Genomic DNA, 15,830 nt, shown 5'->3' with positions numbered 1-15,830 from the left:
CCAGGCAATGGTGAGTAGTGAGACCGTCGATAGAATGGGGCTTGATGCTGCTGGTGGATCACTCCAGGATACCCTGTCTGTGATCGGCAAGAACGTCACATGCAGTGACCTGAACGCGCCATTTAAAGCACTCTTGGATGATAAGGACTTCACCAGAAAGCATCAGCACCTATCGAAGGTGCTGCATACTTGGAATGAAGTTGTTTCTCAAAGCAAACCCTGAGTAACAAAAAGGAGCCTAACTGGCTCCTTTTTTAATGGGGATGATGTTACGTTCGTGGACGTTATTTTCACTCGGGATATGTAACGTTGAAAAAGGCGTACCGACAAGAGAGTGGTCACATAGCTCTCCATAATAGATGAGCGACAAAATCTCTTGCTCGTTGATTTTTCCCACCTTAAAAAGGTAATTGATTATTGCTGTATCCAGTAGGTCGTGACACCCATTAAGCAGATCCACGATATTGGCCGCAGCTTCATTTTCCTCTCCGTCATCTCGACCGGCTAATACTGATTCAACCCAAGCCTCAAGGCTCGGATGTCCCTCAGCGAGCTCTATTTGACGGCACTCGTTCTCGATCAACCCTGTGATTGCTTCGTTGAGCGTTCCGCCATAAGTCGGCATGTTGAGAACAACTCCAAATCCGGGGATTTCTTTTTGGATTGGCTTCGCATCCTTGGGAGCTGATTTCAGCCACAGGAAAAACCAGATCCCAGAGCTTATGTCTTCCGGCTTGACCTGGTTGGCCGCAAGGAATTTGGAAACCTCGTTACAGATGATGCCATCTGGCGCTGCCATCTCGTAAATACCCGCCATCAGATCTTCAAGGCTCTTATACATATTATCTCTCGCACCTGTACATGATGTTTTCACTATCGTTGTTAAGCGTTTTTTCAGCAAGTATGTTCCAGCGAGACATCTTATACCATTCCATCTAAATCTGTAAAATTACCGTATTACCGTATTACCGTAATTATGATAATTACGGTAAATAAATTTAAGTTCTTCTTGCTGTTGTTCTACTTATTAAAATGTATCTTTGAAAAAGTAGAGTTTTTGGAATAGGATAGGTGGTGCTGAATGCCCACTTTTTACAAGGAGCGCGACCAGTGATTTTTGATGTAAGAGCGACCTTTGAAGTGGCACTCCAGACGGACACCCACCTGGTACTTATCGATCTGGATCAGGGAGCATCAGTTACGAACGATGCTGATGCAGTGATCGCCTGGTTGGCCGCAAACCTCGAAGGTGGAATTGGAAAACGTAAGGTGTACTACCGGGACACCGATGGACGCTTTGATGAGCTCAAGGTTAATGCCGGTGCTTTTGCCGGATTTGCACCTTGTAGCGAAGGCCAGCAGACCACCTTGGCTGGGATGCTCGGCCAGTAACTTTGTGTGGAGAACTCGATGTTAAACAAAAACAAATTTGAGAAAGTTTTAAAGAGAATCCTCGATAAGAACTTTGAGCGCTGCTCTATTTGCAGGAAACCATTCCCTGGACCGTGCCATACTTTTGCTGGTTTGGATTCGGACAATAAAGTTCAGAACGTAGGTTCTTGCTGTCGGACCAGTATTGTGGACTTGCGGCATGGAGGTGTGTATACGACCGCTCCTGTAGATACTCAAGAGGGGCAAAGTCAGGCGCGTGAGCTACTCGCAACACATCCTTGTAAGGGGATGATGGGACATGCTTAGCAAAAAAGTCTTTTTCATTAGTCAAGCGGAGGCCGAAAGACTGGAGCCGGTTCCCGGTGCGGCCATGATCTCCATAACTGACCCAGACAAGTCCCCTGCCGCTCTCGGACAGTGGGGGCAGTTGTACCGCGATAGCTTCTATGACGGCGGCTATTCTGAGAACACCATCCACACGATGAAGGCAGCGTTCCGGATGAATTACGCCTCTTACATTGACTCATCCCAGGCTGAAAAGCTGTCCACCTTCCTGGATGGATTGGTTGGTAGCGGTATCGATCAGATCTTCGTTCATTGCTATTACGGAGAATCCAGAAGTGGCGCGGTAGCGCTGTACCTCCAGAACAAACATGGATTCACTCCGAATAAGCCGATCACCAAGCCCAACCGAACAGTTTACGAATTGCTGTGCAATCCAACCAAGTTTGAACCACTGATGCAAAGCTACGAAACGCAACATATGGAGGAGGAACTACCTCTTCACCTCAAAATATGGGATTTTCTTCTCGTTGCGGTCGGGCTTAGGAGGTAACTTTGCACGACACAAACAATGACAAGGAAGAGCTAGTTTCACATGCGAAAGTAAATGTTCCGGCAGAACAAAGCATTCGCGGTGAACTGTTGCCGTCATCGAGCTCGCTCCGGAACATCCAGGACAACCCCGCCGTCGCCTATCTGGTGAGCCTCGGGTCAAAGCGAAGCAGGCAGACCATGAGCTCATTCCTCAACATTGTCGCCAAGATGATCGGGTTTCAGAACCTTCGTGACTGTGCATGGAGCTCAATGAGGCGGCACCACATATTGGCGGTGCTGGAAATGCTGGGGGATGCAGGGAAGGCTCCGGCAACGATCAACACCTACCTGTCAGCGCTCAAAGGGGTGGCTCTTGAAGCCTGGACGATGAAGCAAATTGATACGGATAGCTTCCAGCACATTAAGCAAGTCCGTTCAGTACGTGGATCTCGACTTCCTAAAGGGCGGGCACTTGAACGCCATGAGATTCGCAGCCTCTTTTTCACATGTGAAAGTGATTCAAGCGCCAAAGGGCTTCGGGATGCGGCCATTCTCGGGGTGCTCCTCGGGTGTGGCTTGCGCCGCTCGGAAATCGTTGCGCTGGACATGGGAAGCATGATCTACAAGGACCGCGCTCTCAAGGTTCTTGGCAAGGGCAACAAAGAGAGAATGGCGTATGTGCCTGGTGGCGCATGGAAAAGACTGGATAAGTGGGTTGAAGAGGTTCGAGGAACGCATGAAGGGCCTTTATTCCCGAGGATCAGGCGGTTTGATGATGTGACTGGAGAGCGGATGTCGGATCAGGCCATCTACCACATCTTGGAGACCAGAAGAGTTGAAGCCGGTCTGGAGATGTTTGCGCCCCATGACCTGCGACGCACCTTTGCCTCCTCGATGCTGGATAACGGTGAGGATATTGTGACCGTGAAGGACGCAATGGGCCACTCAAGCATTGCAACTACCCAGAAATATGACAGACGCGGCGATGAGCGTTTGAAGAGAGCGAGCCAACGCCTCGATATAGCGGATTAACAGCATGAATGATGAAGAACTCGAACTTGCCAGAGCCGAAGCCATGAAAGCCGATAGGTGCTTTTCAAAAGGACGGCTCAGGGACGAATTTAGGATGAAGCCTAAGCCAGGAGTAGAGCCAGTTTCGTTCTACAAAAACGGGTATGGTGGCCAATTTGGAGTGTACCGGATAGCAGATTGCCAACCAATGCGGAGAAGGGGTTGTTCACCGGCATCACAAAAGCAAATAAGGGCGCAATCCATCCTTTCGGTCAAGGCAAGAATGCGTAGCAACCTGGCAAAGGCCTCTGTCATGGCACAAAGGTGGGTCGCTCTGGAACCTCTGGTTCTCGATACCGAGACGACCGGACTTGGTGAAAGAGACCAGGTGATCGAGCTGGCTGTTACTGACATCAGAGGCGCGGTTCTCCTCTGCACCAGATTACGGCCAACCGTGGAAATAGACCCTCAGGCAATGGGTGTTCATGGCATCACCGAGACTGAGCTGTCGAATGAGCCTACGTGGACTCAAGTTGCGCCAGCTCTCGCCCGGCTTTTGTCGGGCCGTCATCTGGTGATATTTAACTCCAGTTTCGACAGTAGGATGTTGAGGCAAACAGCCAGTGCATTTGGAGACCAACTCTCTTGGTGGCAAGAGCAGAACTGTCTGTGCGCGATGAAGCTGGCGGCTGATGCCTTTGGCTCAACCAACCGGCACGGCACAATCTCACTTGCGGATGCCACCTGCGAGGCAGGTGTGAGCTGGAAAGGTCGAGCCCATTCAGCAGCGACCGACGCTATTGCCACCGCCGACTTGGTGACAGAGATAGCCAAAGTCCAACGTGACCTCGTGGTCCAGCTCCAGGAGCTTCAAAGCAAAGGTAATTTGGAATGACAGAACAATCCTACGGCGAAAGTCTCAAATTTTTCTCAGACTGGCAGAAGGACCCCGCGAAACGCACCGGCCTGAATGTGCAACACACGCTAACCAGAGGTGAATATCCTACGGTCAGCATCGAGATTGCGCCGATCAGGGCATCGGGGTCCAGCCCAGACTGGAAAAGCAAGATCACGGTGCAGCTCACTCGCGGCGAACTGACGGCGTTTTGCAGCGTTCTCTTTGGTTTGCGTAGCAAGGCTGAGGGTTCCTATCACGGCGACGCGAAGAATAAGAGCTTTGCGGTTTACAACAACGGCAAGGCCGGTGTTGCGATCATCCTTAGTGAGCGAGGAAACCAGCTCCAGAATTTCATCAATGATGACGACCGAATGGAGCTCGCAGTCTTCGCAGTTCGCCAGCTTTCCAACGCATGGAAAGTTACCCCTTCTGATGCCATCGCGCTGCTACGCCAATCAGCGTGGATGGACCGAAATTTGTCCTAATCGAGCAAATCTAGGCACTCTAAAAGTCGTCCTATAACCACAAAGTTAGACCATCATGCAAAGTGGGGTATAGAGGGTGCCAGCCCCACCCCAGCAGTCCCCCTCAGCCACATTTCTGGCTTGCCCCGCGCTTTTCTTCTTTCTCTCTTTTTCTCTCTTTTTCTCTCTCTTTCTCAATCTAATCTCACACACGAAGGTCAAACAGGGCACCCGCCGACGCGAAGCGGAGGCGTATTCTTGCCCCTCCCCCTCGTTGCATGATGGTCTAAATCTGTCTACTATGTAACCAATGAACTGTTAGAACAAACCCACACATAGGCGGCAGCATGGCTAAAAACTTCATATCAGAACAATTCTCGGCCATGTGCCGCGACTTAACGAACCTGTCCTCTCTTATCAAACGACTACCGCCACGGTACGCAAAAGTTGCGGCCATCCCTCCTACCGGAAAAGGAATGGAGAACGAGCCCGTCAACAAGATTGTCGTAACTGAACAAACTGGGCGCGAAGCTCTTGAGCTGGCAGCGCACAGCTACAGAGATCTTCACATCAACCCAGACTATTCGCAGAAGTCTGCCAGGCGCACCGTGGGGGTACTCTGGTTCTCCCCTTCCAGGATTGGTGTAGCTGACGAAATTGCGGCGACGGTTGAACGCATCAACGCGGCCAAAGCTGGTATCGAGGAGTTCATTATCTCGACGTACCCCACCAGGCAAGAGAGGTTTGAAGCACTTCGAGCGGACTGCCCTGGTGTCATGACTCTCCACCTTTACAGACAAATTCGGTGCTATACCAATGGCGACATCGACTCTATCCGCTTCACCTGGCAACGGAAGGACTCCTTGAAGAAGCCCGTAAAAGAGGAGCTTTTGCAACGCATCAGAGAGGAGCTGGAGCGATCTGGGCCAGACTATCAACTTCCCCTGGAGCAGCTTATCCAGAAGATCGCCAGCACCCCGGAGCCTTATCTCCGGGAGCGAAGGGAAGTAAAGGTTCAACCGGTGGCAAACGTCATGGCCGCAGGGGTACTCAAAACCGTTACCGCGCCAATGCCCCTGATCGTGCTCCAGGATAAGGATGTTCAGCTCAAATTGCTTCGTAACTTTGACGCCTCAGAACAACGCAAAACTCGATCTGATAAAGCGGCATCGGAAATCCTTGGCACCTTCGGTGGAGTCACTATCGAATCCTTCCCTGGATGAATCAGCGTGACCGCGTAACAAGGCTTTTCCGCAGCCGGAAGGGCTTTGTCCCACACAAACAATTCCAATCGACAGCAGCATGATATATAATTATGATAATTACCGTATTATCGTAATTATCGTAATTATCGTAAACATTACAAATTAAAAGGAACGTTCTCATGGCAAGAAAATTGGTTGAGTTTGACGATGTAGCGGCTGCGGCCCAAAAGCTCAAGGACGCCGGTAAACGCCCAACGGTCATCGCTATCAGAGACATCATTGGCAAGGGGAGCTTTACCACCATTTCAACGTATCTCAAACAGTGGTCAGAGGAACACTCCCTCGATGAAGAGCTGGTAGAGGTAGTCCTTCCAGAATCGGTTATGAGCGATGCTGAGCTCTTCCTACAGAAGATCTATACGGTAGCCAAAGCAAGCGCCGATGAACAGCTTGAGCGCGAGCGTGAACTGCTACGACAGAAAGAAATTGAGTACCAGGAAGATATGCAGCAAGCCGTGGACATGGCAAATGATGCCACCGAACGGGCTGAGCTACTGGAGGAACAACTTGAAGCTCTCACCAACAAAAAATCAGAGCTCGATGCGGCCCTTGGTAAGGCAGAAAACTCGCTATCCCTCAAGTCTGCGGAGCTAGAACGCTCACTGGCTGACATTGATAAGCTGGAAAAGCGGATCGTTGAGTTGGAGGGCAAGCTGGAGGCGAAAGCCGCAGATCTGACCCGAGCACAGGATCACCTGGAGCAAGCTAAAAGCGAAAATCGCTCTTTGAGCCAAAAATTGGCAACTACAGAGGGTGAGTTGGAGGAGCAAAAAGGCAAGAGTATAGAGCAGACAGAAAAGCTCCGGGCCGCTCAGGAACAAAAAACATCGTTGAAAGAGCAGCTCGAAAATGTACAGGCCAAACTGGCCCAATCACAGGACTCCCTTGCCACAGCCAAAGCTCATGGCGAATCCGCTGAACGAGAGTGCCAGCGCCTATCTGGAGAGGTAGAAAAGCTGGACGCCAAATTATCCAGCGCCGAAGCAGAAGCTCGCGCTCTTGTTCAAGACAAAGGCATGATGGCTGGTCAGTTGCAGGAAAAAGACCAGCAGGCCAAGAGCCTCGAACAAAGACTCAATGATGCACTGACCAAAATTTCTGGGTTGGAGCAAGAGCTCGCTAAAGCTGGTAAGGGAGGGAAAAAGAAAGAGGAAAACTGATGGCGCGAAAGGCTAAATATTCAGAAGAGTGGCGACACAGAGCTGCGGCTCTTCAAACCAAGATTGAGGAGGCTATGACACTAGCCACCTCATCTATTGGCGACTATCGCTGGTTACACCGTCTCCATAGTTGGGTTACGGAGGTGGCTCAAGGTAAAGCCCCAGACTGGTGGACAGATCTGGATTGTGAAGTATCCCTCCCCCGAGAAGAAAAGCGGATCAGTACGTTCCTCTCGACACAAAAGAAGCGCATCACTCTCCAGATGTGTTTGTCGTAGGGGGCCTCATGAAACAACTTCCTCCTGACACACCAGAACAATCACTGATCACTCAGTACAAAGGGCCTCGCCTTGTCGTTAAGGCCTACGCTGGAACGGGTAAAACCACGACACTGGTGAAGTACGCCCACAACAACCTCGATTCACGTATCCTCTACTTGGCATACAACAGGGCTATCCGCGACGAGGCAAGAGAAAAGTTTCCTGCAAACGTAGACTGCAAAACGTCCCACCAGCTTGCCTACGCCACTATAGGAAGGGGCTACCAGCACAAACTCTCCGGCAACCTAAGGCTCACCGATATTGCCCAAGCGGTGAATACCAAGAACTGGACGTTTGCCAAAGATATTCTCGATACGCTCAACGCCTTTATGTGTAGTGCAGACATGCGGATTCTTTATACGCATTTTGCTCGCGCCGATACGGGTAAAGTGCTTACGTCCAAACAGGAGAGATACCAAATCCAGGTGGTCGAAGGTGCTGAGCTCATATGGAAACGGATGACAAACGTTCAAGATCCGTTCCCGACCGTACACGATTGCTACCTCAAACAGTATCAGCTCGGGATGCCGAATCTGTCTCGCCGGTACACCACCATTCTTTTTGATGAAGCACAAGACGCTAACCCCGTAACAAGTAGCATCGTCCTACAGCAGAACTGCAAGGTAATCCTGGTTGGAGATCGCCACCAGCAGATCTATAGGTTCAGAGGCGCAAACAACGCCCTTGATAGCAAAGAGCTCATGAACGCCGACCAACTCTATCTCACTCATAGCTTCCGCTTTGGCCCCAACGTTTCGCTGGTGGCAAACGCCCTTCTTGAACTCAAAGGTGAAACACGACCTGTTGTTGGCCGGGGACCAGCAGATCAGGTACTCATGTTTTTACCAGGTGACGTGGGCCACCGCGCAATACTTCACCGAACCGTCATGGGGGTTATAGAGACGGCGCTCTCTGCGACCGAATCCGGAGCGCAGGTATTCTGGGTCGGTGGAATCGACGCTTACCAGATCAATGAGCTCCAGGATTTGTACTGGTTTTCGATGGCAGAGCCAGACCGGGTAAAGAATAAGAAACTGCTTGATGAGTATGAAGACTACTTCGAGTATCAAGAAGTAGCGAAGGCGACCAAAGACCCTGAGATGATGAGGGCTGTCAAGATCATCAACAGCTACGATGAAATCCCTGAACGACTCACCACTCTACGACGCAATACAGTCAAAGAAGAGTTTGGGGCTGACATTACGGTCTCAACAGCTCATCGGTGCAAAGGGTTGGAGTGGGACTTTGTTCAGCTCTATGACGACTTTCCGGATGTCCTGGACCCAGAGCTCGACCCAATGGCCCGTGACGATGAAATAAACCTGCTCTACGTTGCATCCACCAGAGCGATGCGAATCCTTGCGTTGAACAGCGCTGTCGAGATGGTTATCCGCTACATCACCCAAAAACGCATGGTCGAGAAGCAGATGAAGATGGCCGCAGAAGCGACAGAAGTTGAAGAGGACACGACCAAATAGTTTGGTCAATTCTTTCACATGTGAAAGTTGACAAATAAAACGCTCTAAGCGCCCTAAATGGGCGCTTACACCTGCCTAATTTCACGCCTCCCACCTCTACCATATCGAGCATGGGAAAATACGTGCGTGAGACTATGAAAAAATCACCTTTGAATTTACTGCTCCTTGCAGCGCTCACGCTGGGGGCATCACACCAGGCTTGGGCTCAAGATGGCACAAGACCTGGTTTTTATGAGCGAAAGGAAGAGGGTTGGTTCTGGTACAAGGAAGAGCCCAAAGAACCAGAGAAAAAACCCGAAAAGCCCAAACCAAAGCCTGTGGCAGAAGCGAAGCCTACACAGCCTAAGCCTGCTGCTCCGCTTCCGAGCGGCCCAGAAATGTTCTCAGCGGAATGGTTCCGGGAAAACTTACCCAAGTACAAAGACCTTGCTTGGAACAATCCTACCGTTGAAAACGTCAGGACGTTTCTCTACTTGCAACGATTTGCGATAGATCGCTCTGAACAATTTTCCGATGCTACAGAGCTGGCGGTCGTAGGTGATCCTTTCTTGGATGAAATTACTCGACGTCCTGCTGCCACGTTTGCCTCACAACAAGTTGATCGTGACGCTGGTAACGCCAAAAACATGCTACTCAAAAGCGTAGCCGAACGCGTAGGGATATTCTTCTTCTACAAGTCCGACGATGACTACAGTGACTTGCAAGCACCGCTCATCAAGATGTTGGAACAAGGAGAAGGATTCTCGATCATTCCTGTATCTATGGACGGCAAACCACTCCCCAGTGGGCTTTTCCCCCATTACAAAACCGATGAAGGCCATGCCAAACAACTTGGTATCGTAACTTTCCCTGCTGTTTACCTCGCATCTCCAGACGGTCAGTTCGCTCCTATAGGACAAGGGCCAATGTCTCTTCCTGAGCTGAATCACAGGATTTTGGTCGCAGCAAAACGCAATGGTTGGGTCACAGACGAAGAGTTTAACCGTACACGTCCGGTACTCAACCTGGAAAACAACATAGCCGAACGCTTGGCCTCACCAGAGCTGGGCTCTGACCTCAAACAGCTATCTCAAGCGAGCGGTGATAAAGACAACTTTGTGCCACCGGAACAACTCATGAAGTACATCCGGGACAAATTACAGGAGAACTAAGATGGTCACGCACAAGACATTAAAAAGGAGCCTGCTTGCCCTGAGTGTGGCGGCCAGTCTCGTCATGGCACCGACAGGGGCGATAGCCGCTAACGGCCTCCAATCACAGATGGACAAACTCTTCAATGAAATGAGCAACACAACACCACCTGGGGTTTATGAAAGCCAACGACGTGGCGTTTTAGCTGGTGGCCGGTTCACTGCAAAGACACGAATCTTCGACGAGAACCTGGTGAGCTTTGCCCCTCCATCATGGAAAGCTGGTTGCGGTGGTGTAGATCTGTTCGGCGGTTCGCTTTCCTTCATTAACGCGGATCAAATTGTCCAACTCCTTCGGGCTGTAGCAGCCAACGCCAAGGGCTATGCCTTCCAGCTTGCGCTCGATAACGTTTTCCCGGACGGAGCGAAGTGGATAGAGAACTTCCAGAAGAAAGTGCAAGCGCTCAACCAACATCTGGGCAACTCCTGCCAGCTCGCTCAAGGTTTCGTGAACGACCTAACCAGCGGCATGGACCTTAAACACAAAACTGATGCTTCTATAACCGCGACAACTTCCGGCCTGTATGAAGACTTCTTCGGGTCCAAGCAGGAAACCAGCGGCAAGAGTCCTCTGGAAGAACTGAAAGCCAACAAACCTGACGAATACAACAAGATGATTGGCAACATCGTCTGGAAGCAACTCAAGAGCAACAACGCCAACACCTGGTTCCAGTACGGGGATAACACCCTTCTTGAAGCGATCATGTCTTTAACCGGCACAGTCATCATTGGTGATCTGGTAAACGACCCGAACTCAACCGGCACTGGTGCGAAAACAACCCCTCTGACGACCCTACCAGGTAACAAGATCACCTTGTCAGACCTGATTTCAGGCGGTTCTGTTGAGATCTATTCCTGTGATTCTGATACGACCAACTGCCTGAGTGCTGGCTCCAGCAATAAAACTGTCGTGCTCAAAGGTATCAAGAACCAGATCACCGATATGCTGTTAGGAACAAGCTCTACACCTGGTGTGATCTACAAATACGCAACGAACTCTGGAACCTTAACCGACCCAGAAAAGGCCTTTGTTTCTAACCTCCCCGGAGGGATTGGCACCATTGTTCGTAACTTGTCTGTCCTTTCACAGGACGGCGCTAACCTGTTCGCAACAGAGTCATCAGGAGCGATAGCCCTGACCATGATGTATAGCTTCTCGGAAGAGTTCTTCCGCGCAGCTCGCATTGCGATGGCTAACAGCAAATCACCCTACAAGAAAGAGGCACTAGAGCTTCTCGCGCAATCGCAACAGCAAATCCGTGCTGAATACACAATCCTGTCCTCTCAATACGGCGATCTGGCAAGCCAAATTGAGAAATACAACAACCTACTGGACAACATCCGCAAGCAAAAATACATGCTGGCAACTTTGTCCAATCCTCCTAGCACGAACTAAGGAGCTATTGGAATGGGATCTTTTTCAATCCACTCTATCGGTGACTCTGCTTTTCTGGAGCAAATCCTGATTGCAGTATCAATGATCACCGGCACCGGGGATTTCGAGAAGATGGTCAGTATTGGCCTGCTTCTTGGGGTCTTGATGATCTGTATTCAGTCCGTCTTTCAGGGCGCAAAGCAAATCAACCTCCAGCAAGTGCTGGTAGGTTGGATTCTATATGCCTGTTTCTTCGGCCCAACCACAACTGTGACTATCGAGGACGCTTATACAGGGCAGGTTCGAGTCGTCGCCAATGTCCCTATTGGGGTAGGCTTTGCTGGAGGTGTCATATCCAACGTGGGATACACCATCACCAATTTGTTTGAAACTGGATATGGGGTAATCGTACCCAATGTCACGGAAAGCCACTTTTCCGAAACACTGAAACTGTTGAATGACGTCAGACGGCGAGCCTATGACACAGGAGTTTTTACTGCGCTTAACTCAGCAAATGGAGGCGGCTATGTTGACGTGAGGCGTTCCTGGAACAATTACATTCGGGAATGCACGTTAACCAAAGTCGATCTCAACCTAATGTCCCTTGATGAGTTGATGAACCGTTCAACTGACTCAGCTTTGCGATTCAACTCACAGCTCTACGGAACTAGGTTGTATTTGTCTACAGCAAACCCTGACGGCGCTGACTACACATGTACTGACGGATGGGTGGCTATTAGCACTGCAACCGCCAACCTAAGCAGCCCGGTTGTTGTTGATGCTCTTAACAGCCTACTGGGTATTGACACGTCAACTGGAGACAACGCTCTAACGAAGCTGACCGATTCGCTTCAAGCGATGGGTGCCACAACTACGTCATCAATCGACTATCTGAAAGCCGCCGTTCTGGAGCCCCTCTATTATGAAGCCGCAGCAGGACGTTATCAGGACCTCCAGGATTATGGCTCTGCATTGATGGTCAACCAGGCTATTCAGCAACGGAACACACAGTGGGCCGCAGAGCAGTCGATGTTCATGACCGTCGTCCGACCAATGCTGACGTTCTTTGAAGGCTTTATTTATGCTATAACCCCGATCATTGCTTTTATTATCGTGATGGGCAGCTTCGGCCTCCAGTTAGCCGGGAAATATGTACAAACCATCCTCTGGATTCAGCTATGGATGCCAGTCCTCTCAATTATAAACCTGTTTGTTCATACCGCCGCGTCAAATGAGATGTCTAGCCTCAGTGCTGGTGGTCTCAACTCCATGTACGCTCTTTCCTCAACTGGAGATGTTCTGCAACACTGGATTGCAACCGGCGGCATGTTGGCTGCGGCCACTCCGGTGATTTCCCTGTTTATCGTCACAGGTAGCACCTACGCCTTCACCAGCTTGGCATCGAGAATAAGTGGTTCTGACCACGTTGACGAAAAGATGCAAACGCCAGATCTACTCAAGCAAGGTCCGGTTATGCAAAGTCAGCCAGCGTACAATCACAACCAGTTCAGTGGTGCGATTGCAAACGGCGCAGAAAGCATGATCAGTACCTTCTCGCTTGGCTCCACCTTGGCATCAGGCGTGAGCTCCGCACAGGCATTACAAAGTCAGAAATCGGAGGCTTTCCAAAGCACTCTTGGTCGAGGTTTTTCTGATGGAGTAAGTCAGGATCAAGCCTATTCAAGACTCTCCAATGTCGGGCGCAACGTTTCGTCGCAAAACACAGCTCAAAGCCAATTGATCAACCAGCAAGCCAAGAACTTCATGGATAAGTTCCAGGTGGATGATAGCCACTCTGATGCTGTCAAAGGTGCTTTTGCCATGCAGGCTATGGGCACACTCGATGTTGACGAAGCTGCGTCCATGCTTATGCCTATGGTTGGCAAGGCCAGGGCAGCAATGAAGGCCGCTGCTGGTGTGAAATCAAACAGTACAGCCCTAGTTCCTGCTGGTGGTAATGGCGAATCAGGCGGCGGCAGTGATGTCCTGGACATCAAAGCGCAAGCGAAGGGAGCAACAGAGTCATCAACTCAAGACTCTTCAAGCTGGTCAGCGAGTGATGTGTCCCAGTTCATGAAGGGTGTGAGCTATTCGCAAACCGATAGCCAGGCGTTGACAAATCAATTAGCGCAGGGTTTCAGCCGTTCTGGAAGCGAGTCATTCAAGCAAACCTGGGGCGATAGCTTATCCCAGAACCTATCCAAGTCCGCTTCTGAACTGGTGTCTGCATCGGACACCTTCACAACAATGAGTCAGCTCCAAAACCAAATGGGCTCCATGACTAATACCGACTTTAAAACTCTCGGTGGTGCAGTAGCACAAACCCCTGCGGCCATGAACCAACTGAATGACTATTTCCGAAATGCCGCGCCGCAATCGGTTAAAGACGAGGCGGCTTCACTACAGCAAAGATACCAAGCCTACGGAATGTCTCCTCAAGTGGCCCAGGCAGCAGCGCGAATGACAGCAATGACCAACTCCAAAAATTACGAACAGGGTAAGGAGCTTGGCGGGTATCAAGCCGCACTACAGGCGATCAATACCGCGTCCGGTCGCAACGGAGCATTTAGTGGTGATGCTTACGGAAATAACGGCATTGAAGGCCCGAATGTTCAAGGCCTACCAGGTCAGGTTCAAGGGGCTGTAGGCAGTGGACCTAACATCCCAACCGGATTCCGGGAGAATGTGGCTGGGATGGCTGGAACTAATCCGGCATCAGAAGCTGGGCAGTTACCAACGAATAGCCCCCTTGTTCAAAATGAACATGCAGCCGGTACGTCAGCTCTTCATAACCAAGCACAGCAAACAGAGCGAAATGTATCTGCTCCTGAACTGAAAAAAGCCCAAGATAACCTTATGAACTCGCTTCCGGAAATGTCTTGGAGCGCTTCGGCGTGGGGAGCGTGGGACAACTCCAGTGATTGGATGGGCCGCAGAGCTGAACAAGCAGGTGGAGCTCTCATTGCTGGTGGTCAAGCTGGCGCTGATGCGTTCTCAAGAGCGATGGATCAAATGAGAACGATGACACCTGAACAACGCGACCAATTCATCGCGGCCACTCAACGCGGCGACCAGGCCGTGCAAGAGGAGTTTGGCTGGGCCGGTGATGCGATGGTCGGTATGGCTAAACTTGGCCGCAACGTCATGGGAGCTGCTGCAAGCGGCTATGATGCAGCGAAGGAGTGGTTAACTGGTAAATCTGATCTATCGGAAGCCGCTAAAGGGATGAGCATTGAGGAACGCGGCGCGTTCTATGCAGCAGCGCTATCCTCTGCCGCAGAAGCTGGTGGTGGAGCCGCGCAGCAGTTTATGAACCAGTACGGTGATGAGTTCAAAGAAACGATGCAGTCTATCGCTCAAAGCCGTTATGGGCTGACTGAATCCCAAGCCGCTGTTTATGCCGAATCGTTTGACACAAACGAAGGTCGCATGAACCAGGCTGTTCAGAATCTGAAAATGGAGTATGCAGAACGTAACCCGGATGGCTCACCGATGATGCAAGGAGGTCAGCCTGTTCTTTCTCAGCAAAACGAAGAGTTTACGGACAAGCTGGTAAACGTATTGCAGAACTCGACGGAAGCTGGAGACCGTTCAGGTAGCTATTTGACTGCCGTCAGGGGGTACAACATAGCAAATCAAAGGTTCTAAAAGACCAACCAAATAATAAGGGGGCCAGCAGGCCCCCTTATTCGTCTCCAGCTCCAATATGGAAGCGCTGGTCAAAATCATAGGAATCTTGAAACCCACCAGTTTGTTTTTTTCTGCGCCGGGTAGGTGGTGCCTCTTTATATGCTGACCGCGCAACGCGGATAAAGCACGTTAGTCCAAACAGAGCCCCGACAACCAAAGCAACTTGCCACTGGAAGTAAGCGATCCCTCCCCAAAAGATAACAGCAGCCCAAAGGCTTTTGTGAACCAGAAATAGGAAACGAGCACCCCAAACGCCGAAGGGAGCCAGCGCCACACCAAGTCCCCAAGGTGTGTCAGCCATCATGGCTATTCCCAGAAGCACCATTCCCAGCAGAAGAATATTGACCACATGTTTCATATCAACCCCCTTACTCTTTACCTCCAGTTTACCACGGCATCAAAAAATGCAACTGTGAAAGTTTGACTATTTTTTGCTAAACAACCATTCCATTGGCAACTTCTTCGATTAGAATTTGCCCTCAAACTTTCACATGTGAAAGTTTGCCCTTACGGAACAAGGCGTTTATTGACAAAGCATTACATAGTTGAACATGTCAAACAAATCGCATACACTATGGAATAGGCCATTGCTAACGCTTTGGTCCCCATCTGCAACACCGCAGAGTTCTCTTTCTCAAATATCTCTTTCTGTAAACACCATCATCCTTGTGTGGTCGGGATGCGCCTTTGCCTTCCCTGCCCTCCTCAGCTCCTGCTGTATTCGCAATTTCAGCCCTCGCTGTATCCCTAAAATCACTTATACCTAAACGC

General features: G+C 50.4%; 15 protein-coding genes. 13 read left to right on the top strand and 2 right to left on the bottom strand.

From position 1 onward, the window contains the following. Nucleotides 1–7 precede the first annotated feature (7 nt). On the top strand, nucleotides 8–223 hold the full coding sequence (locus R8O11_RS31825; RefSeq protein ID WP_000254804.1) for a hypothetical protein: 216 nt from the start codon (nucleotides 8–10) through the stop codon (nucleotides 221–223). Nucleotides 224–238: 15 nt separating this feature from the next. On the opposite strand, the gene R8O11_RS19320 is transcribed toward R8O11_RS31825, so the two are convergent. Then, complete coding sequence (locus tag R8O11_RS19320; RefSeq protein ID WP_015063586.1) at nucleotides 239–901, bottom strand: hypothetical protein; 663 nt, start codon at nucleotides 899–901, stop codon at nucleotides 239–241. Between the two features lie 209 nt (nucleotides 902–1,110). On the opposite strand from R8O11_RS19320, the gene R8O11_RS19315 reads away from it, so the two are divergent. The 12 genes from R8O11_RS19315 to R8O11_RS19260 all read left to right on the top strand — a co-directional run bounded on the left by R8O11_RS19315 (nucleotide 1,111) and on the right by R8O11_RS19260 (nucleotide 15,017). Further along, nucleotides 1,111–1,392 carry a hypothetical protein gene (locus R8O11_RS19315; RefSeq protein WP_000575657.1) on the top strand — a complete coding sequence of 94 codons (282 nt, stop codon included), beginning with the start codon at nucleotides 1,111–1,113 and terminating at the stop codon, nucleotides 1,390–1,392. Nucleotides 1,393–1,690: 298 nt separating this feature from the next. Next, nucleotides 1,691–2,227, top strand: a complete 537-nt coding sequence (locus R8O11_RS19310; RefSeq protein WP_000949433.1) for a hypothetical protein — start codon at nucleotides 1,691–1,693, stop codon at nucleotides 2,225–2,227. 2 nt (nucleotides 2,228–2,229) lie between these two features. Beyond that, the gene (locus R8O11_RS19305; protein WP_000543934.1) at nucleotides 2,230–3,240 is read left to right on the top strand and encodes a tyrosine-type recombinase/integrase; all 1,011 of its coding nucleotides are present in this window, start codon (nucleotides 2,230–2,232) and stop codon (nucleotides 3,238–3,240) included. A gap of 4 nt (nucleotides 3,241–3,244) precedes the next feature. Continuing rightward, nucleotides 3,245–4,114: a 3'-5' exonuclease gene (locus tag R8O11_RS19300; protein WP_000997323.1), complete on the top strand. Its 870-nt coding sequence runs from the start codon at nucleotides 3,245–3,247 to the stop codon at nucleotides 4,112–4,114. Next, nucleotides 4,111–4,602, top strand: a complete 492-nt coding sequence (locus R8O11_RS19295; RefSeq protein ID WP_000139717.1) for a hypothetical protein — start codon at nucleotides 4,111–4,113, stop codon at nucleotides 4,600–4,602. The genes R8O11_RS19300 and R8O11_RS19295 overlap by 4 nt, the downstream gene beginning before the upstream one ends. Before the next feature lie 326 nt (nucleotides 4,603–4,928). Next, nucleotides 4,929–5,804 carry a DNA replication terminus site-binding protein gene (locus R8O11_RS19290; protein ID WP_001097010.1) on the top strand — a complete coding sequence of 292 codons (876 nt, stop codon included), beginning with the start codon at nucleotides 4,929–4,931 and terminating at the stop codon, nucleotides 5,802–5,804. Nucleotides 5,805–5,965: 161 nt separating this feature from the next. Continuing rightward, nucleotides 5,966–7,006 carry a DNA-binding protein gene (locus R8O11_RS19285; protein ID WP_000101568.1) on the top strand — a complete coding sequence of 347 codons (1,041 nt, stop codon included), beginning with the start codon at nucleotides 5,966–5,968 and terminating at the stop codon, nucleotides 7,004–7,006. Next, on the top strand, nucleotides 7,006–7,284 hold the full coding sequence (locus tag R8O11_RS19280; protein WP_000101263.1) for a hypothetical protein: 279 nt from the start codon (nucleotides 7,006–7,008) through the stop codon (nucleotides 7,282–7,284). Before R8O11_RS19285 ends, R8O11_RS19280 begins: the two co-directional genes overlap by 1 nt. An 8-nt stretch (nucleotides 7,285–7,292) precedes the next feature. Next, complete coding sequence (locus tag R8O11_RS19275; RefSeq protein ID WP_000811656.1) at nucleotides 7,293–8,804, top strand: UvrD-helicase domain-containing protein; 1,512 nt, start codon at nucleotides 7,293–7,295, stop codon at nucleotides 8,802–8,804. 134 nt (nucleotides 8,805–8,938) lie between these two features. Beyond that, entirely contained in the window at nucleotides 8,939–9,955 is a 1,017-nt protein-coding gene (gene traF, locus R8O11_RS19270; RefSeq protein ID WP_000749520.1) for a conjugal transfer protein TraF, read from the top strand. Nucleotide 9,956: 1 nt separating this feature from the next. Then, on the top strand, nucleotides 9,957–11,390 hold the full coding sequence (locus R8O11_RS19265) for a conjugal transfer protein TraH (protein WP_000256129.1): 1,434 nt from the start codon (nucleotides 9,957–9,959) through the stop codon (nucleotides 11,388–11,390). A gap of 12 nt (nucleotides 11,391–11,402) precedes the next feature. Continuing rightward, nucleotides 11,403–15,017 carry a conjugal transfer protein TraG N-terminal domain-containing protein gene (locus tag R8O11_RS19260; protein WP_000534551.1) on the top strand — a complete coding sequence of 1,205 codons (3,615 nt, stop codon included), beginning with the start codon at nucleotides 11,403–11,405 and terminating at the stop codon, nucleotides 15,015–15,017. 37 nt (nucleotides 15,018–15,054) lie between these two features. Here R8O11_RS19260 and R8O11_RS19255 read toward each other — a convergent pair whose 3' ends face one another. Further along, nucleotides 15,055–15,417 (bottom strand): hypothetical protein, encoded by a 363-nt coding sequence (locus R8O11_RS19255; protein ID WP_000683483.1) that lies wholly within the window; start codon nucleotides 15,415–15,417, stop codon nucleotides 15,055–15,057. Nucleotides 15,418–15,830: the final 413 nt, after the last annotated feature.

This window comes from Vibrio sp. 1288 (genome assembly GCF_033344475.1).
Note: the sequence above shows the minus strand (reverse complement) of the source record. Positions and strands in the feature narration are given on the sequence as shown.